Annotated in this window: 14 protein-coding genes; 12 read left to right on the top strand and 2 right to left on the bottom strand. The window is 44.1% G+C overall.

Going from position 1 to position 25,199, the window contains the following annotated elements; translation table 11 throughout:
* Positions 1 to 828: 828 nt before the first annotated feature.
* The 7 genes from OD355_RS12810 to OD355_RS12780 all read left to right on the top strand — a co-directional run bounded on the left by OD355_RS12810 (position 829) and on the right by OD355_RS12780 (position 17,949).
* A complete protein-coding gene (locus tag OD355_RS12810; RefSeq protein ID WP_263038887.1) occupies positions 829 to 1,908 on the top strand; it encodes an Ldh family oxidoreductase in 1,080 nt (359 codons plus the stop codon).
* Between the two features lie 316 nt (positions 1,909 to 2,224).
* A complete protein-coding gene (locus OD355_RS12805; RefSeq protein ID WP_263038886.1) occupies positions 2,225 to 3,541 on the top strand; it encodes an aspartate kinase in 1,317 nt (438 codons plus the stop codon).
* A 1-nt stretch (position 3,542) separates the two neighbouring features.
* A complete protein-coding gene (mazG, locus tag OD355_RS12800; protein WP_263038885.1) occupies positions 3,543 to 4,334 on the top strand; it encodes a nucleoside triphosphate pyrophosphohydrolase in 792 nt (263 codons plus the stop codon).
* Between the two features lie 8 nt (positions 4,335 to 4,342).
* Positions 4,343 to 8,065 carry a sensor histidine kinase gene (locus OD355_RS12795; RefSeq protein WP_263038884.1) on the top strand — a complete coding sequence of 1,241 codons (3,723 nt, stop codon included), beginning with the start codon at positions 4,343 to 4,345 and terminating at the stop codon, positions 8,063 to 8,065.
* A gap of 84 nt (positions 8,066 to 8,149) precedes the next feature.
* A complete protein-coding gene (locus OD355_RS12790; protein ID WP_263038883.1) occupies positions 8,150 to 8,812 on the top strand; it encodes a hypothetical protein in 663 nt (220 codons plus the stop codon).
* A gap of 48 nt (positions 8,813 to 8,860) precedes the next feature.
* Positions 8,861 to 17,578 (top strand): glycoside hydrolase family 94 protein, encoded by an 8,718-nt coding sequence (locus OD355_RS12785; RefSeq protein WP_263038882.1) that lies wholly within the window; start codon positions 8,861 to 8,863, stop codon positions 17,576 to 17,578.
* A 143-nt stretch (positions 17,579 to 17,721) separates the two neighbouring features.
* Positions 17,722 to 17,949, top strand: coding sequence for a hypothetical protein (locus OD355_RS12780; protein ID WP_263038881.1), 228 nt, complete (start codon positions 17,722 to 17,724; stop codon positions 17,947 to 17,949).
* A 9-nt stretch (positions 17,950 to 17,958) separates the two neighbouring features.
* Here the strand turns inward: OD355_RS12780 and OD355_RS12775 are convergent, their stop codons facing one another.
* Positions 17,959 to 18,336, bottom strand: coding sequence for a hypothetical protein (locus OD355_RS12775; protein ID WP_263038880.1), 378 nt, complete (start codon positions 18,334 to 18,336; stop codon positions 17,959 to 17,961).
* 18 nt (positions 18,337 to 18,354) lie between these two features.
* Positions 18,355 to 18,687 (bottom strand): hypothetical protein, encoded by a 333-nt coding sequence (locus OD355_RS12770; RefSeq protein ID WP_263038879.1) that lies wholly within the window; start codon positions 18,685 to 18,687, stop codon positions 18,355 to 18,357.
* Positions 18,688 to 18,887: 200 nt separating this feature from the next.
* Here OD355_RS12770 and OD355_RS12765 point away from each other — a divergent pair, with 200 nt between their 5' ends.
* The 5 genes from OD355_RS12765 to OD355_RS12745 all read left to right on the top strand — a co-directional run bounded on the left by OD355_RS12765 (position 18,888) and on the right by OD355_RS12745 (position 25,146).
* The gene (locus OD355_RS12765; protein WP_263038878.1) at positions 18,888 to 19,145 is read left to right on the top strand and encodes a GlsB/YeaQ/YmgE family stress response membrane protein; all 258 of its coding nucleotides are present in this window, start codon (positions 18,888 to 18,890) and stop codon (positions 19,143 to 19,145) included.
* 76 nt (positions 19,146 to 19,221) lie between these two features.
* Complete coding sequence (locus OD355_RS12760; RefSeq protein ID WP_263038877.1) at positions 19,222 to 20,424, top strand: NAD(P)/FAD-dependent oxidoreductase; 1,203 nt, start codon at positions 19,222 to 19,224, stop codon at positions 20,422 to 20,424.
* 123 nt (positions 20,425 to 20,547) lie between these two features.
* The gene (locus tag OD355_RS12755) at positions 20,548 to 22,101 is read left to right on the top strand and encodes a trypsin-like peptidase domain-containing protein (RefSeq protein ID WP_263038876.1); all 1,554 of its coding nucleotides are present in this window, start codon (positions 20,548 to 20,550) and stop codon (positions 22,099 to 22,101) included.
* 810 nt (positions 22,102 to 22,911) lie between these two features.
* The gene (locus tag OD355_RS12750; protein ID WP_263038875.1) at positions 22,912 to 23,835 is read left to right on the top strand and encodes an ABC transporter ATP-binding protein; all 924 of its coding nucleotides are present in this window, start codon (positions 22,912 to 22,914) and stop codon (positions 23,833 to 23,835) included.
* A gap of 18 nt (positions 23,836 to 23,853) precedes the next feature.
* A complete protein-coding gene (locus OD355_RS12745; protein ID WP_263038874.1) occupies positions 23,854 to 25,146 on the top strand; it encodes an ABC transporter permease in 1,293 nt (430 codons plus the stop codon).
* Positions 25,147 to 25,199 lie beyond the last annotated feature (53 nt).

The raw sequence follows: 25,199 nt of genomic DNA, 5'->3' as shown, positions 1-25,199 counted from the left end.
ATAAAACAATCCTGAAATTCAATCTGCTGTTCGGCATTTGCAATGGCGAACCTTATCGCCGGATTTGTACTCCGTATGTTTGAATCATAGGAACGGTGGCGCTGTTCTTTGTGTTACTGCACGCTGTTCGTCATTTGCAATGTCGAACTCTTATCGCCGGATTTGTAATCCGTATGTTTGAATCATGGGAACGGTGGCGCTGTTCTTTGTGTTCCTCACATAGCATGATCCGTAAGGATCTACCGTTTCAGAAAGTTTATTTATACGTTTAGATGTATAGCGCCTACGCTCACCTACGCTGTTCGGCATTTGCAATGTCGAACCCTTATCGCCGGATTTGTAATCCGTATGTTTGAATCATGAGAACGGTGGCGCTGTTTTGTGTTACTCACATAGCATGATCGGTATAAAGTATCTACCCGTTTCAGAAAGTTTATTTATGTGTTTAGATGTATAGCACCTACGCTGTTCGGCATTTGCAATGTCGAACCCTTATCGCCGGATTTGTAATCCGTATGTTTGAATCATGAGAACGGTGGCGCTGTTTTGTGTCCTCACATAGCATGATCCGTATAAGGATCTACCCTTTTCAGAAAGTTTATTTATGCGTTTAGATGTATAGTATCTGCTGTTCGGCATTTGCAATGGCGAACCCCTATCGCCGGATTTGTAATCCGGATGTTTGAATCATGGGAACGGTGGCGTTGTTCTTTGTGTTCCTCACATAGCATGATCCGTAAAGTATCTATCCGTTTCAGAAAAAGTTTATTTATACGTTTAGATGTATAGCGCCTACGCTCATTTTAGTTTTTTCCCTACCTTGCAGCAATGGAGAAATTGATTCAGTTTAAAGACCTGTCAAGGTTTACAAGCGATGTTTTCAAAAAGATGGGATGCAGCAATGCCGATGCACAAACGGCAACAACGACCCTTCTGAGCGCAGATCTGCGCGGTGTTGACAGCCACGGCGTGGCCCGCTTAAGCGGTTATGTAAGATTGTGGGAAGCTGGCCGTATAAATACGGCTCCTCAGATAAAGATCATTCACGAAACACCCTCGACAGCAGTTGTAGATGGAGATGCAGGGCTCGGGCTGGTAGTAGCCCCCTTTGCCATGCAGGTAGCCATACAAAAAGCTGCCACTGCCGGCACTGGGTGGGTGGCGGTAAAAAACAGCAACCATTACGGTATTGCGGGCTGCCACGCTATGATGGCGCTGGAGCATGATATGATAGGCATATCTATGACCAATGCAAGCGCGCTGGTGGCGCCTACTTTTTCCAAAGAAAGAATGTTGGGTACCAATCCCATAGCCGTAGCGATACCTGCGGCAGAACAGCCGCCTTTTGTCGGTGATTTTGCTACCACCACAGCATCCAACGGCAAACTGGAAATTTTGCAACGCCAGGAAAAGGAAGCGCCCAAAGGTTGGGTGCAGGATATGGAAGGGAAAGCTACAACCAACGCAGCCATCCTGAAGGAAAACGGATCTATGCTGCCCCTTGGCAGCGATATTGAACATTCCAGCCACAAAGGTTACATCCTCGGCAGCCTGGTAGATATTTTCTGCGGTGTGCTGAGTGGCGCATCTTACGGGCCCTGGGTGCCGCCTTTCCCTGCTTATGTGCCAATGCCGGAAAATATGCCCGGGCAGGGATTGGGACATTTTTTCGGCGCTATGCGGGTAGATGCTTTCAGGCCTACAGCGGAGTTTAAAGCAGAAATGGACCACTGGATCAACAGGTTCAGGCAGGCGCAAACAGTGGAAGGTTACGATAAAGTGTTAATACCCGGCGACCCGGAGCGTGAGTCTGAGAAAATGAGATTGCAGGCGGGCATACCGCTCATGAACAGTGTATACGAAGACCTGCGAAAGCTGTCCGGTAAGTTCAATGTAGATTTTATCTGATCGGTAAAGTTCGGATAACAAGTTTTTTCTTGCCTCATAATAAAAACAGCATTTGTGATACTGTTTTTATTTTCCGATGGTTTATATTCGCGCAAATCAAATAACTATCGGAGGAACTAAAAAACATTAATATACACACATGCAATAGCCTAAACAAAGTTGCATACCAACCGCGGATGAATAAAGGCTATTCCATGTGACCATTAAGAAAAATAATATATACACATGAAATAGCCATAAGCAAAAGGTGCATACTAACCGCGAAATGAATAAAGGCTATTCCATGCGACCATAAAGAAAAAATAAATAAATACACATGAAAGTAATGAAATTCGGTGGTACCAGTGTAGGCAGGCCAGAGCGCATGCGCCAGGTTGCAGAGTTGGCCACCCGCGACAACGAAGATAAAATTATTGTGCTGAGTGCACTTAGTGGCACCACCAATGCACTGGTGGAGATCAGCGAGCTGCTGGCAAAAACCAACAAGGAAGCAGCCAAGGAAAAGATTGACGCGCTGGAGAAGCATTACCGCAATTTTGTTACAGAACTGGTGCAGCAAGACCTTTACAGGCAGAAAGCAAACGATGTGGTATCAGAGCATTTTGAGTTCCTGAACATTATTTTAAAAATATCTTACAGCGATGCATTAAGCAAAGACATCCTGGCGCAGGGTGAATTAATGAGCACCAAGTTGTTCAGCGTTTACCTCACCGAAAACAAAATAGACCACCTGCTGTTGCCGGCGCTGGAGTTTATGCGCATAGACGCCAACGAAGAGCCTGACCTGAACTTTATTAAAACCAACCTCAACAAGTTGCTGAACAAACACAGCGGCACCAAAATATTTGTAACGCAGGGCTACATCTGCCGAAACCACCGTGGCGAAGTAGACAACCTGAAGCGCGGCGGCAGCGACTATACCGCATCGCTCATTGCAGCGGCCGGCAGCGCTTCTGTATGTGAGATATGGACAGACATTGACGGCATGCACAACAATGATCCACGCATAGTGGAAGCAACACATGCTATTGAAAAACTGAGCTTCGACGAGGCGGCCGAGTTGGCGTATTTTGGTGCGAAAATCTTGCATCCGACCTGTATCTGGCCGGCGCAATTGTCGCATGTGCCCGTGAAATTGCTCAACACCATGGAGCCGGATGCCAAAGGTACTACCATACAACAAAGCGTGGAAGATACCGGCGCCAAGGCCGTGGCTGCCAAAGACGGCATCATCGCCATCAAAGTAAAGAGCAGCCGAATGCTGTTAGCTTACGGTTTCCTGAGAAAAATATTTGAGGTGTTTGAAAAATACCGCACACCCATAGACATGATCACTACTTCGGAGGTGGCGGTTTCTCTCACCATCGATTCAGATGCATATTTAAAAGAGATCATTACAGAGCTTCAGCCCTTTGGATCGGTAGAGGTAGACGGGGATATGACCATTGTTTCCATCGTAGGCAATAAAATTATCGAGAGTAATCACCTGCTGGCTAAATTATTCAGTTCCATCGAGACCATTCCTGTTCGCATGATCAGCTATGGAGGCAGCAGGCACAACATTTCTTTCCTGGTGAGCAAAGAACATAAAGAAGATATGCTCAGAAAGATCAACGCGGGTATTTTTGCATAACATGTCTGCTACAAACCATACGATCGGGGAAAAATTCAACAGGCTTGTCCGTATTATGGATGAACTGAGAGAGCAGTGTCCCTGGGATCAGCAGCAGACCATCCACACCCTTCGCTCCATGACCATTGAAGAAATGTATGAGCTGGGCGATGGCATTCTCAATGAAAACTGGTCTGAAATAAAAGAAGAGCTGGGAGATATATTGCTGCATATATTATTTTATGCACGTATAGCGAAAGAAGAAGATAAGTTCACCATTGGCGACGTGATTGATGGCATTGCAGAAAAAATGATCGTACGGCATCCGCATATTTATGCAGATACAGAAGTAAATGACCAAGAAGATGTAAAAAGAAACTGGCAAAAAATAAAGCTTGCCGAAGGCAAGCGTTCTGTGCTGGCCGGGGTACCCGTATCCCTTCCGGCAATGATAAAAGCTGCACGCATGCAGGAGAAAGCAAGACAGGTAGGTTTTGAGTGGGAAAATAAATTGCAGGTGTGGGAAAAAGTTGAAGAAGAAGTTAAGGAGCTAAAACAGGCTGAAAATGAAGCAGTTCAGCATAAAATTGAGGAAGAATTCGGCGATTTGCTGTTCAGCCTGGTAAACTATGCACGGTTTTTGAATGTAGATGCAGAAAGCGCTTTGGAGATGACCAACAAAAAATTCCAGCATCGTTTCAGTGTTATGGAAAGCCTGGCAAAAGATAAGGGTTTGCAGCTGGCAGATATGACACTGAATGAAATGGATGATTTGTGGAACAAAGCCAAAAACATTCAACCTGGCAAGATCTGATTTTTTAAATGAAGAACTTTTACAAACGCTTAATTTATAAGAACGGGTACATACTTATTATCGCTGCCTGGTTTTATACATTGTCGTTTGTGGTGGGCAACTACTTCAACTACAACAATACCCCCCTCGAAGTAAAAAATACCCTGGAAAAATTTCTGCATGTGCAGGAAAAGGGTTTTGAAAACCTCACCAACAACCTTTCTGTATTTACAACGCTGGTAGATGAGCATGCCGATAAATCAGCGCTGAATCTATACAATAGCCCCAGCGGTATTTTCATTTACAAAATGGCCAAAGACTCGTCTCTGAAACATATTTTCTGGAGCCGGTTCGATATGGAGGTTTTTCCCGAAGAGCTTAGTTACCGCGATGGCAGTTATTTCGTAGAGCATACCAACGGCAGCTATGAGTTAATCAAAAAAACTATAAGGCTTGATAGTAATACATTTATAGCAGCCGGGATGATCCCCGTCAAATCAAAATATTTTTTCGAGAATAAGTACCTGAAGAATACGTTCATTGCCGATAAAAATATCAGCAAGTATTACGACATCAGTGCAGACGGCGGCATTCCTGTGGTAAACTCCAAAGGCGAAAAGCTTTTTTATATAGATAAAATTGATCCTGATGCCAAGCCGCGCATGCCCTTGTCTGAGGGCATCTTAAAAGCAATAGCGGTAATTTTTTGCCTGCTGTTTCTCAATTACTTCATCCTGGATGTTACAGAAAGGAAAGGGTTTAAAACAGGTTTCTTGCTGTTGGTGGCGAGCTTATTGATCGTGCGCGGCCTTTCTTACTTTGTGCCGTTCCCGTTTTTCTTCAGGCAGTTTGAATTATTCAATCCTGCTATTTATGCTTCCAGCGCGCTGCATCCTTCCCTGGGGGCGCTGATGATCAATTCTTTGCTTACCTTATGGATTACCAAGTTTATCCGCTACCGGTACGATTATAATCTTTATACGGAAGGCGACAGGAAGAAGAACCTCATCCTCAGTTATTTATTCTTCACTGGATTTATTATTTTTTCATTTTTTGTATTCAGCATTATACGCAGCCTCGTAGTAGATTCGGGCATACCGTTTAACGTGATCAATTTCTTTGAGCTTAATAAGTACACGGCTGCGGCATTTTTTATTGTTGCGGTACTGATACTGATCTACTACAACCTTACCTACATTTTAATGCAGCCTGCCAACCAGATGGGCATACCGTTATGGCAGAAATTAGCCATTGCATCTACTCTGAGCATAATAATATTATTTGGTTTTACAAATACCATTAGTATATACGTACAGGTTGGCATGATGGTGTGGCTTATCGGCTATATAATATTTGTACATTATAAAATTAATGACCTGGAATCGCGGCTTATACGTTCTCCTTATTTTTTATTCTGGGTAATATTCTTTTCATTCTCGGCAACATTCCTGCTGAAAGAAAGTGATGTGCTTGAGGAAAAGAAAGTAAAAAATATTGCAGAAAATTTATCCTACAAATCTATCAATACCGATGAAAACTTGTTGACCCTGAGTATTGAAGAGCTCAACACATTTTTTTATAAAAAAGATTTTTACCGCTTTAAAGATTCGTTGCAGAACCGCTTTATCAAAGACAGCCTTTACGTAAACAACTTTTCTGCCTACCTCAATAATTTTGATATAGGCATCTATACATTCAATTCAGCCGAAGAGCCGCTGTTCAATAACAATGATCTGTCAAAGGCCGACCTTGATTCTGTGATCAACAAAAGCCTGGAGATCAGTATACGCGACCTTTTCTATAATGAGTCTGACTCGGGAACCAACGCTTTTATTTACAGGAACGAATTTGTCAGCAACGATAAAGACAGCGCCGGTTACCTGTATTTGACCATTACGCCCAAAGAGTATATGGACAATAACCTGTACCTGCAGTTACTTGCAGAAACAGATAACATAGAAACGCTTGCCAACAATTATTATATTGCCATATACAAAGACAGGCGCATTGTACATGAGAGCACGGACTATGATTTTCCCGATACCATTGACCCGTCGCCTTTCCCGGTAGAAGAATTGGTGGTTGTGCCCGATTTTAACGGCAACCAATACTGGTACAATGCAGGCAACAATAAGATGATAGTGATCGTAAAAAGAAATGGTGTGCTGTTTGAATTCATTGCCATGTTCTCTTACCTGCTGGGCTTTTGCATGGTTTCTATTTTACTCATCAACTTATTGTATTTCCTGATAGAATCCCGTTTCCGGAAGAAAGCCATTGTGCAGAAGGTACAGCTATCCATGCGCACCCAGGTGTACACGGCCATTATTTTTGTAAGCTTGTTCTCCTTTGTGCTTATCGGCGGCTCTACCATATCTTTCTTTGTACTAAATTTTGAAAAAGAAAACGTCAACAGGCTGCATAGCGTTATCAACCGTTTTATCAAAGAAATTGAGTTTGATGCAAGGATCATTTTCGGGCTCGATAAGCCGGTACCTTCGCAGGAAGAGTTTAATGAATTCATTACGGCAGAAATAATGAGGATGGCTTCTGTGAGCAATGAAAACATTAATTATTACGATACTTCCGGCAAGATCGTGACCACCTCTCAACCCTATATTTACAACCGTAAGATATTGAGCAGCCAGATGCATCCTGTAGCATACAACCAGATGCGTGTAAATTTTAAAAAAGACTTTTACCAGAACGAACAGATAGGTTCTTTCCGTTTTTTGAGCGGCTATGCGCCACTGCAGCTGCGTGGAGTAGATATGGGCTATCTCAATATCCCGTTCCTGAACTCACAGAGCCAGCTTAATAAAAATATTTCTTCGTTCATTACCATCATCATTATTCTTACGGCGCTGGTGTTTCTGCTGGCAGGTGTATTGTCTGTATTCCTCACACAAAGGATACTCAACTCCTTCTCCGTACTCAAAGACCGGATGAAAATGATCAACATCGGTAAGGAAAATGAAGAAGTATACTGGGAAAAAAACGATGAGCTGGGTGCGCTGATCAATGAGTACAACCGCATGGTGCGCAAGCTCGACGCTTCTGTGCAGCAACTGGCTAAAACCGAGCGTGAAGGCGCATGGCAGGAAATGGCCAGGCAGGTAGCTCATGAGATTAAAAACCCGCTCACACCCATGAAGCTGAACCTGCAGTTCCTGCAAAGATTGGTTGATAACGGGGATGAATCATCCAAAGAGTTGTCTAAAAAAATTGCAGACTCCCTCATTGAACAAATAGACCAGCTCGCACTGATAGCAGGCGATTTCGGGCAGTTCGCCAATATCGGCAATGTGCGCCTGGAAGAATTCCACATATCTGAAGTGCTGGATAGCCTTGTAAAAATGTATTCTGTGGAAAGCGATTATGAGATAGTGTATAAAAAAAGCGGTAAAGACCTTATCTACTTCGATAAATCACAGACTACCCGCTTATTCACCAACCTCATCAAGAATGCCATTGAAGCCAGCAGTGCAGAGGAAAACAATTCTATTGAGATCATCATGCAGGATTATGGTGAAAATGTGGTTGTGTCTGTACATGACTATGGCATGGGCATTGATGAAGAAAAGGCCAAGCGTATTTTTGTGCCGAATTTCACCACGAAGTCTTCCGGTACAGGCTTGGGTCTTGCCATCAGCAAGGGTATCGTTGAGAATGCCAAAGGCCGCATCTGGTTTGAGAGTATTCCCCGCGTTGGCACTACCTTTTACGTGAGCCTGCCATTAGTAAAACAATAAAAAAAACATCTTGAAAGCCATTCGATTATGTTGTATATTTACGGCATTCGGGCTGGTGCATTTTAAAAAATTAGGATCGAATAAATGAGCAAGAAATCAATCAAAAAATCGTTGGATGCAGGAGCTTATCTCTTAGAGAAACAGGTAAATGTTTTTTCTGATGCAGCGCTTAAAGATGAATATTTTTCCCTGCTGAAAAATATTTTCGGTGTCTCATCTCTTGCAGTAAAAATTTACAACTATGCGCAGACAGCAACAAAGCTCGATGACTACGTAATACTCAAAGAAGCAGAGATCGCAGCAGCGCTCAATATTAAAAACAACGATAAGATATCCAAAGCCATCAAAGAGCTTTTGAGTTCAGAGCTCATTACACCGGCGCCTTCCAAAGAGCTTTACTGCCTCGCCACAGATAAGCCTTTCAACGAAGAGAAGCATAATGAAATATTGCTGACCATTTCCATAAAGAAAGTAAGCGCCATACAGGAAGACCTGGAGCCTGAAGCCATTAAAGCTAAAAGCCCGTCACGCAAATTTGAAGACCTGAAAGAATACCTGCGCCTTGACTTTGGCTATACAGATAAAGACATTAAAGAGCTGGAAGAAGTGTTTACCCAGGAAGGCCTTACCAAAGAAAAATTTTTCGGCAAAGTAGAAGAATGGAAGAAGAGCATGCGTGCAGATATTACTATTGCCCAGAAAAGAAATTATATATCGGCCTGCCTGCTCAACGAAGAGTGGAAATAACCGTCATTAAAAATACAAAAAACAACATAGAAATTTAGTGCAGATAGTATGGAAAGTAAAAAGAACTTAATGAAGATTATTGCTGAGAGTAGTTATGATAAATTAATGCGTTTGCGCAGTCAGTATGAGAAAGATATTCAACGCAAAGGCAAAGGCAAAACCCTGGATACACAACGTTTTGAACTTTACAGCGCCAGGCAGATGGAAGTGCACGGCGTAAGGATTGCACAATCACATTCCATAGATACCGCAACTGCCAGCGATACCATTCTCAAAAGGCTGGGCGATAATGAAGATACCCTTGAAACGGTGCGCGGGCTTCTGGCAGATTCAGTTACAGCCAACATGCCTATTGTGCCGGCAGCCGAGTGGTACTTAGACAATTATTACCTGATAGATGAGCAGATATCCATCAGTAAAAAACACCTTCCCAAAGAATACAACCGCAACCTGCCGCACCTTAGCAAGGGTGGTTCTGCAGGTCTTCCGCGGGTTTATGATATTGCACTGGAGATCATTTCCCATACCGATGGAAGGATAGATTTAGCCAATGTGGTGAGTTTTATTAATGCCTACCAGTCTGTTACGCCCCTTACCATTGGTGAGTTATGGGCGTTGCCTATTATGCTGCGTATTGCGTTGATAGAAAATTTAAGGCGCCTTGCCAACCGCCTGGCTATTGACCGTATCGATAAAAACCTTGCCAACCATTGGGCGGATTCTGTATTGCAAAAAGCAGAAAAAAATCAGCGTGATGTAATATTGGTGATCGCCGATATGGCCAAATCAAAGATCAACCTTACCAGCGCTTTCGTAACCGAATTTTTCCGCAGGCTGCAGGGGCGCGGTGCAGCAGTAGCCATCCCGCTTACCTGGATAGAACAGCAACTGGTAGACCAGGGCCACACCAGCAGTGAGCTTTTAAACTTCGAAAGCCAGAGGCAGGCAACCGACCAGGTAACTATGCGCAATACCATTGAGAGTATACGCATCCTGAAAGAAACTGAATGGAAAGATTTTGTTGAAAGCGTGAGCACCGTAGATAAAATACTGCAGCAGGATATCAACGGCGTGTACGGCAACATGGACTTTTCTACCCGCGACAATTACCGCCACGTAATTGAGCACTTTGCCAGGCGCAGTGATTTTTCAGAGGCCGCTATTGCGGAGAAGGCCATTAACATGGCTAAAAACAACGCGATTAAAAACGAGCATCCCCGTAAATGCCATGTAGGTTATTTCTTATTAGATAAAAAAGGCCGCGCTGAACTCCAGCAGGAAATACACATGCGCATGACCTTTAATGATAAACTTAAGCTGGCAACAGGCAGGCAGCGATTGATCATTTATATAGGATCTATCGTATTACTGTCTTTATTCCTGGCATTTTGTGTAAGCTTGTTTTTATACAACCGCGGTATAGATACCTGGCTGGTATTATTTGCAGGCATCATAAGCTGGGGTGCATTCAGCCAGTTTGTTATGTCAGTGGTCAACTGGTTGTCAACTATCATCGTGCGCCCTTCGCCATTGCCTAAGATGGACTATTCCGGTGATATACCCACATCAGACAGTACCATGGTTGTAGTGCCCTGTATGCTGGGAAGCACAAGCATCATAGACGGGTTGATAGAAGATATGGAGGTAAGGTACCTGGGCAACTCAGATGATAATCTTTATTATGCTTTGCTTACAGATTTTCCGGATGCAGCCGCTGAAACCATGCCTGACGATGAGCAGCTTACTGCCTATGCAAAACAGCAGATAGAACTGCTGAATGAAAAATACAAGAAAACTTCAAAAGATATTTTTTATCTGTTTCACCGCCCGCGTAAGTGGAACCCGCGCGAAAAAAAGTGGATGGGCGAAGAGAGAAAGAGAGGCAAGCTTTCGGCGCTGAACAATTTGCTGCTTGATAACTCCAAAACAGAGCCCTTCTCGCTTATCGTTGGCGATATATCCAAACTTGGGAAAATAAAATATGTTATTACCCTGGATGTGGATACACAGTTGCCGCGCGAAACAGCAAGGCAGTTCGTTGGCGCTATGGCACACCCTTTAAACATTCCTGTGCTCCATGAAAGATGGAACCGCGTTGTGGAAGGATACGGCATTCTACAGCCACGTGTAGCTGTGAGCCTGCCGGGTGAAAACAGCTCGTACTACAAAAGGATGCATGGCAACGATTCAGGCCTGGATCCGTACACGAGGGTCGTGTCAGATGTATACCAGGATCTGTTCCGCGAAGGGTCTTTCGTGGGGAAAGGAATTTATGACCTGGAAGTTTTTGAAAAAGTGCTGGGCGAAAGATTTCCTGACAACCGCATCCTCAGCCATGATCTTTTGGAAGGCAATTATATCCGTTCCGGTTATCTTACAGATGTGGAGCTCTATGAAGAGTATCCCTCTACCTATGCAGCGGATGTAAACCGCCGGCACCGCTGGATCCGCGGCGACTGGCAGATTGCAGCGTGGGCATTGCCTTTTGCACCCAACAAAGCTGGTAAGCTGAAAAAAACTTATCTGTCTTCTCTGTCCAGATGGAAGATAATAGATAATCTTCGCCGCAGCCTGGTGCCCATGGCGTTGTTGTTGCTGATGATGCTGGGATGGACACTTTTACCCAAGAAAAATATTTGGCCCTTAATTGTTATCGGTGTTTTATTCCTGCCGAATATTACCAGCTCCGTATGGCATTTTTTTCATAAATCAAAAGAGGTAAACCTGAAGTTTCACCTGTATGATGTTACACGTAATTTCATTACCGGGCTTACACATTTTGTTTTCAATTTTGCGGTGCTTCCGTTCGAAGCCTTCAACAACCTGGATGCCATTGTTAAGGCGCTTTGGAGGATGATTATTTCTAAAAGAAAGCTGTTGGAGTGGACTCCTTCAGCAAGTCAGCAGTTTAAGTCAAACGGCTCTGTTGCGGATGCCTTCAGGTTTATGTGGATAGCGCCTGTGCTTTCAATTGCGCTGCTGGTGTATCTTTCCGTGTATGTGCCGGCAGCGTTGCTCACTGCTATTCCTATAACGCTCCTATGGATCACCAGCCCGTATATGGTATGGTGGCTTAGCAAGCCGCGCGAGAAAAAAATAGCTGAATTGTCTGCGGAAGATACTATCTACCTTCGAGCACTGGCGCGCAAGACCTGGCTGTTCTTTGAAACTTTTGTTACTGAAGAAGACAACTGGCTGCCGCCGGACAACTACCAGCAGCACCCTAAGGAAGCCATTGCGCACAGAACCTCGCCAACCAATATTGGTATGAGTTTGCTGTCATCGCTGTCGGCTTATGACTTCGGCTACATCACTGCAGGGCAATTGATAAAGTCTACCGAAAGAACAATAGAGACAATGACTAAAATGGAGCGTTACGGCGGCCATTTTTATAACTGGTACGATACCCAAACCTTAGAGCCTCTTTATCCTTTGTACGTGTCCACGGTAGACAGCGGCAACTTATCCGGCCATCTGCTTACCCTGCGCCAGGGCCTTTTGGATATACCGGCAGATAAAGTTATAGACAACAAGCTATTTAACGGATTGCTGGATACCATTGCAGTGATGCAAAGCGAACTCGGCACGCTGGAGCAGGCATCCTTAAACAGGTTCAAGGCAGACATACGTGAATTTTATGAGAAAACACCCGTGCAGATCAGTGAAGTCCTGGTAGCGCTTGCGCACTTTGAAGAAATTTCCAAAGAGCATATTAATAAGTTCCAGGTGATACAGCAAAACGTAGGTGCAGTATGGATGCAAAAACTCGAGAAGCAATTGCAGGATATCCGCGCTGAGCTTGAGTTTTACATGCCTTGGATTATACACCTGCCATTGCATGAGAAGCATACAGAGCTGGCATTCCTCAATGAAGTGCCTACTTTTAAAGACCTCGCTACGTATACAGAACGTGCTTATCCCGTGCTGGACCAGGTAATAAAAACAACAGCCGATCTCAAAGAGAAAGAAATATTGCTTGAGGTAAAGCAAAAAATATCGTATGCAAGCCGAACAGCAACGGAGCTCATCACACGTATAGATAAATTGAGCAGGCAATGCAATTTGTTTGTAGATGTTGAATATGATTTTCTTTACGACCGTGATAAAAAGTTGTTGCACATTGGCTACAACGTAAGCGAGCACCGCAAAGATGCCAGCTATTACGATCTGCTTGCATCAGAAGCCAGGCTCGCAATTTACGTAGCAATCGCACAGGGGCGTATACCCCAGCAAAGCTGGTTCGCGCTTGGCAGACTGCTCACCATGGGCGACAAGGCGCCGGTGTTGCTTTCCTGGAGCGGCTCAATGTTTGAATACCTGATGCCACAACTGGTAATGCCTACTTACCCCAATACGCTCATTGACCAGACTTCAAAAGCTATGGTTGAGCGGCAGATTGAGTATGGCAAGCAAAACGGTATTCCGTGGGGTGTATCAGAATCCGGCTATAACATGGTAGATGCTAATCTTAACTACCAGTATAAGGCATTTGGCGTACCGGGTATGGGCCTGAAACGCGGCCTGGGAGAAGACCTGGTGATTGCACCGTATGCCACTATGCTTGCGCTGATGGTAGCGCCGAAAGAATCGTGCGACAACCTGCGGTTAATGTCTAAAAAAGGCTTTGAAGGCCGCTATGGTTTCTTTGAAGCCATTGATTATACCGCATCACGCTTGCCGCGCAAGCAAAGCTATGAGATCATTCGGTCGTTCATGGTGCACCACCAGGGTATGGGATTGCTGGCATTGGCTTATATTTTATTAGATAAAAAAATGCAGATGCGCTTCCGCGAAGACCCGCAGTTTCAGTCAACCATACTGCTGTTGCAGGAAAGAATACCGCGCGTTTCAAACTACTATACACAGGATACCGAACTGTCAGACCTTATCACTTCCACGCCGGAGCCGCAGATGAGGATCAACAATACGCCCAATACCATCATTCCCGATATACAATTATTGTCTAACGGTAAGTACCAGATGATGCTGACCAATGCGGGCGGAGGTTACAGCAGGTGGAACAATATTGCCATTACACGCTGGAGAGAGGATACTACGCTTGACAACTGGGGTTTGTTCTGCTATATCAAAGATGTGGAAACAGGAAAATACTGGTCAAATACTCACCAGCCTACACAGGTAGAAAGTAAAGATTATGAGACCATCTTTTCTAAGGGCCACGTGGAGTTCAGAAGAAATGATAATGGTTTTGAGGTAAAAACTGAAGCAGTGGTTTCTCCTGAAGATGATATTGAAATGCGAAGGGTAAGGATCACCAACCGTAATTCTTCCAAAAAAACTATTGAGATCACCAGCTATGCAGAAGTAGTGCTGGCGCCGCAGGCTGCCGATGAAGCACATCCTGCGTTCAGCAACCTGTTTGTACAAACAAGGATCGTTCCGGCTAAGTCTGCCATCATGTGTACCAGGCGGGCCAGGTCAAATAATGAAACCCCGCCGTGGATGTTTCACCAGATGTCTGTAAGCGGCGTGGAAATAGACGCAGTTTCTTACGAAACCGACCGCATGAAATTCATAGGCCGCGGTTATTCGGTACAGAAGCCGGAAGTGCTTGAAAAGAATGTGGCATTATCAGGTATGCAGGGTTCTGTGCTGGATCCTATCGTGGCCATACGCTACCGTATATCGCTGAAGCCCAACCAGACCGCATCTTTTGACCTGGTAATAGGCATCGCGCATACAGAAGAGATCTGTGAAGGCCTCATGAGTAAATACCAGGATAAATACCTTAAGAACAGGGCATTTGAACTTTCCTGGACACACAGCCAGGTGTTGCTGCGCCAGATCAATGCTGCGGAAGCAGACGCGCAATTGTTCAACAGGATAGCAAGCTCCATTATTTACAGCAACCCAAGCTACCGCGCAGATTCCAACATTATTAAGAGCAATAACCGCGGCCAGTCGAGCTTGTGGGGCTATGCCATCTCGGGCGACCTGCCGATCGTATTGTTGAAAATACAAAACAACGAAGAGCTTGAGCTTACTAAATACCTGATCAAGGCGCATATGTACTGGCACCTGAAAGGCTTGTCTGTAGACCTCGTTATCTGGAATGAAGATTACGGCAGCTACCGCCAGGAGTTACAGGACGAGATACAGAACTACATTGCAGCCATGAGCAGCGTGTACATCAATGAAAGGCCGGGAAGGATCTACGTAAGAACCGGCGACCAGATATCCAATGAAGACAGAATATTGTTCCAGACGGTAGCCAGAGTGATCTTTGACGGTGCGGCAGGAAGCCTGTCTGAGCAGGTAAATAAAAAAGTGCTTTCAAAGGCAATGCCGGCAGCTATTCAGCCTGTGTATTCTGTGTTGAGAGAGACGCTTCCAAAACAAAAACTGGCGCTGCCTGATGATCTTATTTTCAATAATTCGGTAGGCGGCTATACCAGTGACGGAAAGGAGTATGTAATATTGACTACACCCGAAAAAACCACACCTGCGCCCTGGAGCAACCTGATTGCCAATGAAAAGATCGGTACAGTAGTTACCCAGAGCGGATCGGCATACACATGGGTAGATAATGCGCATGAATACAGGCTTACACCCTGGTACAACGACCCGGTGGGCGAGCGTGCGGGCGAAGCTTTCTTTATCCGTGATGAAGAAACAGCCAGGTTCTGGTCGCCGATGCCTTACCCGAAAACAAGCAAATATCCATACCTTACAAGGCATGGCTTCGGCTACTCTGTATTTGAACACGTGGAAGGCAATATATACACCACCATGAAAGTGTTTGTAGATGCGGAAGAAAGTGTGAAGTTCTTTGAGCTGAGGATCAAGAACAATTCGGGCGAAGACCGGAAACTTTCTGTTACCGGCTTTGCGCAATGGGTACTGGGAGACAGCCCGCATAAAACAGGCATGTACGTTATTACGGAGAAAGATGTGAACGGCGCCATTTTCTCTCGCAATAAATACAACACTACTTACGCAGAAAAAGTAAACTTCTTTGATGTGGATGGTACCGATAAAAGCTTTACCGGCGACCGCGTGGAATTCATCGGCAGAAACGGCAATATTGAAAGGCCGGCAGCCATGCGCAGGTCGAAGCTCTCAGGAAGAGTAGGTGCAGCTTACGATCCCTGCGCAGCCATTCAGCTTAAAATAAATATATACAAAGAGGAAGAAAAGATAATTGTTTTCAGGCTGGGCTCAGGCAATAACATCACCGAGGCAAAATTGCTCTGCGATAAATTCAAAGGCAGGGCAGCCTGCGAAGCAGCATTTGAAAGAGTGAAAGATAAGTGGACAGATATCCTGGACGACATCAGGATCAATACACCGGATAAAGCGCTGAATGTGCTGGCCAACGGCTGGCTTACTTATCAGGTGCTGGCAAGCCGGTACTGGGGGCGCAGCGGCTTTTACCAGTCAGGTGGCGCTTACGGCTTCAGGGATCAGTTGCAGGATGTAATGTCGCTGATGCACAATCACAAAGACATTTCCAGGGGACACATTCTCCGGGCAGCATCGCGCCAGTTTAAAGAAGGCGATGTGCAGCACTGGTGGCACCCGCCAACGGGAAGAGGTGTGCGTACTACCTGTTCTGATGACTATCTGTGGCTGCCGTATGCAACCGCACGCTATGTGGAAATCACAGGCGACAAGGATATTCTCGGTGAAAGTGTACCATTCATAGAGGGAAGGTTGTTAAGGCCCAATGAAGAGTCTTATTACGACCTGCCGGTGTTCCTGAACCATTACGAATCTTTGTACAAACACTGCGTATACGCCATACGCTACGGATTGAAGTTCGGTAAGCACGGGCTGCCGCTGATCGGATCCGGCGACTGGAATGATGGCATGGACAAAGTGGGCGAGCATGACAAAGGCGAAAGCGTGTGGCTCGGCTTCTTCCTCTACGATGTGCTGATTAAATTTATTGATATTGCACATATGAATGATGATCCTGAATTTGCAGAAGAGTGCAGGATGCAGGCAGAAATTCTCAAAGACAATATCAACAAACATGCCTGGGATGGCAAGTGGTACCGCCGCGCATACTTTGATGACGGCACGCCGCTGGGCTCTGCTGAAAATGAAGAGTGTAAGATAGACTCCATCTCTCAGAGCTGGTCAGTGCTTTCAGGCGCGGGCCTTCCGGAACGGTCCGCAGAAGCGATGGAAGCTTTGAATGAGCACCTGGTAAACCGCGAGCATGGCTTTATAAAACTGCTGACACCTGCGTTTGATAAGGCCAATCCAAACCCCGGCTATATCAAGGGCTATTTGCCGGGCGTGCGTGAAAACGGCGGGCAATACACACATGCTGCTATCTGGTCGCTGATGGCTTTTGCAAAACTGAAAGATCAGCGTGCCTGGGAGCTGTTCTCACTCATCAACCCGGTGAACCTGGGCAAGACCGAGAAAAAGATAGAGCGCTACAAGGTAGAACCTTACGTGATCTCGGCGGATATCTATGGCGTGGCACCGCATGAAGGAAGAGGCGGCTGGTCGTGGTATACCGGTTCTGCGGCGTGGATGTACCAGTTTATAATTGAGTCGCTGCTCGGATTGAGACGCAAAGCAGAAAAGCTTTACTTCGATCCGTGTGTGCCTGAAAACTGGAACTCATTCCGCATTGATTATAAATATGAAAACACTTTGTACAGGATATCTGTATTCAATACAAATTCCGGCAAACCCGCGAGGTACATTACAGATGGCGCAGAGCTGCAGTCAGACTACATCACACTGGTGAATGATGAGCAAACGCACCAGGTAGAAGTTCATGTATAAATTTTCAATTAAGCTGTTTCATATGCCCGGTTACAAAAGTTGCCGGGCATATTTATTGCCAGCCGGTATTAAATCATTATTAATTTCTTTGCAACTTATTATTTCAATAAAATTTCTTGCTAAATTTATAAAAACAATAAGCCATGGCAGACGAAACTTCAAACATTACACAAGAGATCATTGATATTGCAGAGGAGTTAGGGCTGGAACATTCGCCAACAATAGATCCGCTGTTTTACCTTACCGTAGAAGATAAAACAGAGGATGAGATTGAAAATATGCGTGATAACGCCGAAGCTGCCGGATTCTTCTTTAACGGTTTCGGCGAAACGGCATCTGGAAAGAGTGCAATGGAATTTGTGTACAAGTAGTTCAGCAAATTAAGCTACAGCAGTATCATCTGAAGCCTGCGTTGCTTCTTCAGTTACATCAATAGTGGGAGTAGCAACATAGCCTTCGTTTGTTTCCGGCTTTTCTTCCTGAGGTATCGTGGTGTTCGTAATGCCGATTGCTTTCAACGCTTCATCAAATTCTTTGTAGTATTGGCTGTCCGTTTCTTCACAGGTGAGCAATAGAAGGCCCTCGCCTTTGGCAGCCTCTATTTTGTACTCCATCCCCGGCAGCTTTGCCGTGTACTCGCTGATGATATTCTTAATTGTTTCAACTTTTCTCAGTCTCCTTTCCTCGTTGTAGCTCTCTTCTTTTTCTACAATATCTGAGGGGATATAGTCATAACTGAATTGATAAGTTATTTCCATGTTGTTGCTGTTTAAGTGTCAGAGTTCCGGAACTTCTTCCACAGGTATCTGTTTTAAAAAATCGTCAAATTTCGGCCCGGGGTTGTCTGAATAAGCCCCATAGGTATCAAGTATAAAACTTTTGTTGCCTTGTGCATCTTTTACTATATACAATGCAGAATTATCTCCGGGGTCAGACTGCCCTTCAAAACGGTATGTTTTAATAATGGTCAGCTCCTCGGGCTTGAATATTTTCCCGGATTTATCATGTTGCATTTCGTTGGCATCATTTAATTTTATCTCGCTGTCTATGCCTTTTTTTCTGAGGCTATTCAGTACTTCTGTGAGCGTAGTCATTGGTTGTGGTTGCATATTTTTATAGTTTTTGTTTTGTGAAGTTAGATCAAATATACTGCCAACTTACTGGTGCAAAAGTTTCATTGATTAGCTGCATTAATAATATCTTAAAAAATATAAAAAATGCAACAATGCAGATGCAAATAAAAGTTTGGCTCAACTTTTGTTTTAATAGAACTAAACACTAATTTTTTTAATTTTAAAAACAAAAAACTATGGGAATTTTATCATGGATTTTATTTGGTCTGATAGCAGGAGCTATTGCCAAAGCTATTCGCCCGGGCGCTGATCCAGGCGGTTGGATCGCATCAATCATTATAGGTATCCTCGGAGCTTTTGTAGGCGGCTGGATAGGTACAATGTTAGGATGGGGAACAACAGATGGCTTCAATATCAGGAGCTTCTTCCTTGCAATCTTAGGCGCTATCATTCTTTTATGGATCTACAGCATGATAACAAAAAGAAAAGTATAGTACAATTTTAAAACTCTTATATTAAAGTCACCCATGAAACGGTGGCTTTAATTTTTTTAAGGATAGAAGAACATTTATGAGACTCAGAACTTTTGAATCCTTCTGGCTGGTAAGCAACGGCTTGCTCAACAGTTATCCCTCGCTTCACGAAAATATTTCTACCGATATTGTGGTTTTAGGTAGCGGCATTACAGGTGCATTAATATGCTACGAACTTATAACTGCCGGCTACGATGTAGTGCTTTTAGATAAAAGAGATGTGGCGCAGGGCAGCACTTCTGCCACCACAGCTATGCTGCAATACGAAATAGATATGCCTTTGTACAAGCTGAAAGATATAATCGGCGAAGAAGGGGCAGTAAAATGCTATAGAGCAGGTATAGATGCCATAAGAGATTTAGGCGAAATAATCAGCAAAAATAATATTGAATGTGGCTTTGAAACTAAAAAATCCTTGTACGTTTCGCACAACAAAAAAGCATCGCGCTGGCTGCATGAGGAGTTTAAGATCAGAGATAAGTACAACTTAGGCGTGCAGTGGCTTGATAGCAAGGAAATAGAAAGCAGGTATGGCATAGCTTCCAGCGGCGGCATTCTTTCGGATACTGCTGCAAGCGCAGATGCCTACAGGCTGGCTCATGAATTAATATCCTTCTGTGTTGGCAAAGGTATGCAGGTGTATGACCATACAGAAGTTACAGATATCAAATGCACAGAGCAGAGAGTGAAATTAACCACTGCGGCCAAAAATGTAGTAGCGGCTAATAAAGTTATCTTCTGCACCGGTTTTGAATCATTGAAATATATTGATGAAAAAATAGCTGAGATCATTACTACCTATGCTACCATCAGCGAACAAAACATGCCGCTGAAAGAAGCATGGAAAGAAACGCTTGTATGGAATACAGACGTGCCTTATCTCTATGCACGCACTACGGATGACGGCAGGCTGCTCGCGGGTGGCGAAGACGGCAGGTACAGCACAGCCAGCCTTAGTTTTAAAACAAAGAATAAAAAATCAGAGCGGCTCGAAAAAAAATTAAAAGGGCTGGTGCCGGGTGTAGATTTCATAGAAGACTTTAGCTGGGCAGGAGCCTTCGGCAGAACCAAAGATGCTTTGCCTTACATTGGTAAATATTCTAAAATGCCTAATGCTTTTTTCAATCTTGGCTTCGGTGGCAATGGTATTACCTTTTCTGTGCAGGGTGCAAAAATGATCGTGAAATTATTGCGTGGCGAAAACCCCGAACTCTTGCATTACTACCGTTTCGGAAGGTGATTTTATCTACGAAAGTCTTCGTGAATTTTTTGTTAATTAGTATTTTCTTTATTTTTATTCTATATATTAAATGTTTATTTTGTGATCAGTAAAAACATCATGATTTTAAAAAAATAAATGCAAATGAATATAAAACAAATTTTAGGAGTTGCGGGCATCAGTCTTATTTCTGCCGTAGCAGGAATTTGGGGTTATGGAAAATATATGGAATCAAAGCAGGCGCTTTTTGAATCACAAAATGCTTCCTACCCGGTAAACTATGCCAGCTTTTTGGATTCTTCCAACAGGAATCACCTGTCGCCCGGCGATATAGATTTTACTGCTGCAGCAATGGCTGCCACCCCCGCTACTGTGCATATTAAAACGCTTACCAAAGCAAGGGAAATAGAAAGAGGCGAAGACTCTTACAACCCTTTTGATGATTTCTTCGGCCCGTTCGGCGGCATCTTCGGTAATCCTGGACGCGGCGGCAGAATGGTACAGCCCGAACAGAGAGCAAGCGGCAGCGGAGCTTTTATTACAAAAGACGGGTACATCGTTACCAACAACCACGTAGTGCAGGGGGCAGACAATGTAACTGTGACCACAGCTGAAAAGAAAACCTACACGGCAAAAGTAGTAGGCACAGATCCCAGTACTGACCTGGCTGTACTAAAAATTGACGGTAATAATTTTCCGCATCTTGTAATGGGAAACAGCGATGATGTAAAACTGGGACAGTGGGTACTGGCTATCGGTTACCCATTGGGGCTTGATGTTACCGTTACTGCCGGCATTGTCAGTGCGATGGGCAGAAGCATCAACATCAACCAGCGAAACATGCAGGGCAAAGCAGCCGCTATTGAATCATTCATACAAACAGATGCTGCTGTGAATAGTGGTAACAGCGGGGGCCCGCTGGTAAATACCAGCGGACAGCTGGTGGGGGTAAATTCAGCGCTTGCATCTCCGACAGGCACCTACGCCGGTTACTCCTATGCCATACCGGTAAACCTGGTAAAGAAAGCAGTAAATGATATGATCAAATATGGTGTGGTACAGCGCGGTTACTTAGGCATTTCATACGGCGATGTAGGCAGCTTCTCTGATGCACAGAAGAAAGAATTGAAGATTGAAAATTTCAATACCGGCTTATACGTGAGCGGCGTAAGCAAAGATGGCGCTGCTGAAAGGGCAGGTTTGAAAAAAGGCGACATCATTACCAAGGTAGATGGCAGAACAGTAAGAAGCAGCGCTGAACTTTCTTCCTCTATTGGTAGTAAACAACCCGGCGATAAAATAGTGATGGAGTACATACGTGCCGGTAAAGCATACAATACCGCCGCCACGCTTCAGAAGCAGCTGGGCGAAGTTGAGAATGAAGTAGCCGCAGCTACCGGTGCAGCAAGCCTTGGCGCTACATTAAAACCTGTGGACAACAGCACAGCCAGAAAGAACGGCATCAGAAACGGTGTGCAGGTTTCTAACCTCAAAGATGGCGTATTGAGAAAAGCAGGCGTGGCTAATGGCTTTATCATTATCAGCATCAACAACCAGCCGGTGCGTACTCCGGAAGATATTGATAAGGTATTGCAGGGTTCAAAAAACAGCTATGCCCTTATCAATGGTGTATACGCTGATGGAGATGGCTATGTTTATCAATACCGGCTGGATCTATCAGGACGGGACACAGAATAAATAATCATCAGCGAATATAGCAGGTTTCATAGAATATAGATTTTAAGAGAAGAAGGCTGTCTTGTAGAGATGGCTTTCTTTTTTTATTTTATGCTTATGCACATGTTTCATTTATAGTTTTATTCTCTCTTTATGTATCTCCATTTGGATATTTTTTGGCAAAGATTAAACACAAAGCACACAAGCTTTTTGCAAAGAGTACAAGCTGTTCGTGGCAGCCATTGCATAAAACGTAACGCTGTGAAGTGTAAGAAGCAATCTCTTTTGAAACGTTCACGCAAAGTAGCGCGAAGTTTTTACGCTGAGATCGCAGAGGTATTAGTGGTACATTAGGAGAATTCGGTTGGGGTGAGGCGAATGAGATTGCTCGCTCGTACCTCGCGCGCGTGAGGCTTGAGTGCTGTGACATTGCGATAAGACGTAACGCAGTGAAGTTTTAGAAGAAATCTCTTTTGAAATTTTCACGCAAAGGTTGCCATGTCAGGTGTTTTCACCTGACATATACATCTACATAAAATATTCTTTTAATGACTTTCAGATAACCTCAATAAAATCATTATTCTTTTTGCCGTTGCCGCAAAAGAACCAACAAGATGCAAAGAGTACAATGTTATCCCAAAAGTATCACAGAGAACCTTGCTGCATCGTGAGGCTTGCGCTGGCTCCTTCTCACGAGGAGAGCGCCAGGGTGAGGTCAACAGCTGGAGTTGTTCTGCAGACAAAGTTTTTCCGGGGTATAGCTTTGCGCGCAGAATCTTGAATTCAACAAATGCGGAAACTTTTTTCTATATTCGGTCTTAATTCTAAACGATGGAGCTATTAAAACTACAGCATCTCAAAAAATATTTCAGCAATCACAAAGCGGTTGACGATGTAAGTTTTTCTATTAACCAGGGAGAAATATTCGGCTTGCTTGGTCCCAATGGCGCAGGAAAAACTACCCTGATCCGCATGATCACAGGCATTACTTATCCCGATGAAGGAGAAATATTCCTGGATGGCAGGAAGCTTAACCCGTCGAAAGATACTGCCAGAATAGGCTACATGCCTGAAGAACGCGGGTTGTATAAAAAAATGAAAGTTGGTGAGCATGCCGTTTTTCTGGCCCGCTTAAAAGGATTGTCTAAGGCAGACGCAACAAAAAAAGTACAGGAGTGGTTTTCTAAATTGCATATGGAAAGCTGGTGGAATAAAAAAGTACAGGACCTTAGCAAAGGTATGAGCCAGAAGCTGCAATTCATCAGCACTGTTTTGCACAATCCGTCGCTGATCATTCTGGATGAGCCTTTCAGCGGCCTCGACCCGTTGAATGCCAACCTCATCAAAGATGAAATTTATAACCTTGCAAAAAACGGCAGTACCGTTATTTTCAGTACCCACAGGATGGAGCAGGTAGAAGAGATCTGTGATAAAATTGTATTGATAAACCTCGGCAAAAAAATACTTGACGGCACGGTAAAAGGTGTAAAGCAGCAATATCGCGACAACCATTTTTTTATAAAGATCCGCAACCAAAATATTGACTTTTCCGATGCACCTTTTGAAATTATTAAACACAACAATAGCGAAATAATCATCAGGCTGAATGAATCAATGCCGGGTAATAACGTATTGCGCTACCTGCTTGAAAAAGAAGCAGAGATAGAATCGTTCAGTGAACTTTTACCCTCGCTGAACGATATCTTCATAAAACTGGTAAACGGTACAAATGCCGTCAGCCGAACATTTGAGTAATCCGTACAACAAAAATATATGGACAAAATATTCCTGATTTTTCAAAGAGAGTTCCTTACGCGTGTAAGAAAAAAATCTTTTCTGCTTACAACTATTTTATTGCCCGTACTCATATTCGGGATATACCTGGCTATATTTTATTTTATGGTATATGATGGTACCCAAACAAAAATAGCTGTTGTGGACAATGCAGGTATTTTTAGCGATACCATTCCTGGAAACAAAGATGCCGAATTTATTTTCGTAAACGGCCTTACGCAGCAGCAGTTGGCACAACAAATACAGGAAAAGAAATACAGTGGCTTTCTGGTAACCAGCGACAGCATTGACGATAAAACGCCCATACAGCTTACAACAGGCGAAAGCCTTGGCATTATGGCCAAGGACAATATACAAAAGTCAATCAATGAACGCCTGCGGCAAATGCGTGTAAACAATATGTCGCCACAGCAGCGCGAAGCTATAGAAATAGAACGCGCCAACCGTGAAGTGCAGTTTGTAAATATGCAGGGCGATGATGAGTCCAACATAAAATCAGGCATCAGCTATATTATCGGCATGATCAGCGGCTATCTGATATTTTTTATTTTACTTATCTACGGCGCCATTGTTATGCGCGGAGTGATGGAAGAAAAAATAAACCGTATTGCAGAAGTCATTGTCAGCAGCGTAAAACCCTTCCAGTTAATGATGGGGAAAATCTTAGGTATCGGTGCGGTAGGCCTGGTGCAATTCTTCATCTGGATTGTTTTAGCTTTGATATTGCAGGCCCTGGCAGCCCCCCTGATGCTCGGCGATAGCCTGGCTTCCATAACCGGGGGTGCAGGCAGGATGGATAATATGCAGGATGTTTTTACCCAGCTTAATGACATAAATTTCCCGTTGATCATTGCCTTGTTTATCATTTATTTTTTAGGAGGATACCTGCTGTATGCCGCGCTGTACGCCATTATCGGCTGTGCGGTAAGCGAAAGCGAAGAAGATGCGCAGAAGCTCACGCTGCCGATAACACTGCCATTGATCATAGGTTTTGTGATGCTGACCAAAGCAGTAAATATGCCCAATGGAAGCCTTGCTGTATTTGGCAGCATGTTCCCGTTAACCTCTCCCATCGTCATGATGGGCAGGGTAGCGCAGGGTGTTCCGGCAGGGGTTACTTACTGGGAGCTTGCGTTAAGCATTTTTATACTTATAGCATCTTTTATTCTGGCAAGCATGCTTGCAGCTAAAATTTACCGCGTTGGCATTTTAATGTACGGTAAGAAGCCAACCTGGAAAGAAATAATCAGGTGGGGATTCAGGAAAAGTTGAGAGAGCTTAATTGATAATTGACAATGGATAGTTGATAATGGATAGTTGTGCGT

The sequence above is a fragment of the Haoranjiania flava genome (assembly GCF_025631005.1).
Classification (GTDB): Bacteria; Bacteroidota; Bacteroidia; order Chitinophagales; family Chitinophagaceae; genus Haoranjiania; species Haoranjiania flava.
The sequence above is the reverse complement of the archived record's forward strand: the minus strand, read 5'-3'. Positions and strand labels throughout refer to the sequence as shown.

Excerpts from the sequence above, each read along its gene's own strand:
- OD355_RS12795 (WP_263038884.1), top strand. The coding sequence starts at position 4,343 with ATGAAGAACTTTTACAAACGCTTAATTTATAAGAACGGGTACATACTT.
- OD355_RS12785 (WP_263038882.1), top strand. The coding sequence starts at position 8,861 with ATGGAAAGTAAAAAGAACTTAATGAAGATTATTGCTGAGAGTAGTTAT.
- OD355_RS12810 (WP_263038887.1), top strand. The coding sequence starts at position 829 with ATGGAGAAATTGATTCAGTTTAAAGACCTGTCAAGGTTTACAAGCGAT.
- OD355_RS12750 (WP_263038875.1), top strand. The coding sequence starts at position 22,912 with ATGGAGCTATTAAAACTACAGCATCTCAAAAAATATTTCAGCAATCAC.
- OD355_RS12755 (WP_263038876.1), top strand. The coding sequence starts at position 20,548 with ATGAATATAAAACAAATTTTAGGAGTTGCGGGCATCAGTCTTATTTCT.
- OD355_RS12770 (WP_263038879.1), bottom strand. The coding sequence starts at position 18,687 with ATGCAACCACAACCAATGACTACGCTCACAGAAGTACTGAATAGCCTC.
- OD355_RS12760 (WP_263038877.1), top strand. The coding sequence starts at position 19,222 with ATGAGACTCAGAACTTTTGAATCCTTCTGGCTGGTAAGCAACGGCTTG.
- OD355_RS12765 (WP_263038878.1), top strand. The coding sequence starts at position 18,888 with ATGGGAATTTTATCATGGATTTTATTTGGTCTGATAGCAGGAGCTATT.
- OD355_RS12805 (WP_263038886.1), top strand. The coding sequence starts at position 2,225 with ATGAAAGTAATGAAATTCGGTGGTACCAGTGTAGGCAGGCCAGAGCGC.
- OD355_RS12775 (WP_263038880.1), bottom strand. The coding sequence starts at position 18,336 with ATGGAAATAACTTATCAATTCAGTTATGACTATATCCCCTCAGATATT.
- OD355_RS12745 (WP_263038874.1), top strand. The coding sequence starts at position 23,854 with ATGGACAAAATATTCCTGATTTTTCAAAGAGAGTTCCTTACGCGTGTA.
- mazG (WP_263038885.1), top strand. The coding sequence starts at position 3,543 with ATGTCTGCTACAAACCATACGATCGGGGAAAAATTCAACAGGCTTGTC.
- OD355_RS12780 (WP_263038881.1), top strand. The coding sequence starts at position 17,722 with ATGGCAGACGAAACTTCAAACATTACACAAGAGATCATTGATATTGCA.
- OD355_RS12790 (WP_263038883.1), top strand. The coding sequence starts at position 8,150 with ATGAGCAAGAAATCAATCAAAAAATCGTTGGATGCAGGAGCTTATCTC.